This window comes from Hymenobacter sp. HSC-4F20 (assembly GCF_019599275.1).
GTDB lineage: Bacteria > Bacteroidota > Bacteroidia > Cytophagales > Hymenobacteraceae > Hymenobacter.
Window position 1 is genome coordinate 1 of record NZ_JAHZTD010000026.1, and the last position, 453, is coordinate 453.

At 67.5% G+C, this 453-nt stretch carries 1 protein-coding gene; it reads left to right on the forward strand.

Going from position 1 to position 453, the window contains the following annotated elements; genetic code table 11:
- Window positions 1-453: hydantoinase B/oxoprolinase family protein (locus K3G63_RS22560; RefSeq protein WP_220616411.1), on the forward strand; the 453-nt coding region annotated here is incomplete at both ends.

Sequence of the window (453 nt, forward strand, 5' to 3'; positions counted from 1 at the left end):
GATCATCATGGGTTACTGGGGCGGCGGCGCAGTGTACGGCCATGACGGATGGCTGACCAATGGCGGCAGCGGCGCGGCCGGCGTGCTGAACCAGGCCAGTGTCGAAGTTGTCGAGCAGCAGCAGCCGATCATCGTGGAACGCCTCGAACTCGCGGTCGACAGTGGCGGGCCGGGCAAATGGACCGGCGCGCCTGGGGCCTATTGCGTGTTCCGCACCCGTCAGGACGACGTCCGCTTCACCGCGAATTCCGGCGGCAAGGATCATCCGCCACCGGGTGTCGCTGGCGGCAAACCTGGCGGCCGCAACGGCACCTGGAAGCTCGACGCGGCGCGGCACAAGAGTGAATTGCCCTCATTCCTCGACATCACACTATCGAATGGCGAATGCCTGGTCTCGCAGGCCTGCGGCGCCGGCGGCTACGGCGATCCGCTGGAGCGTGACCCCGCCGCGGT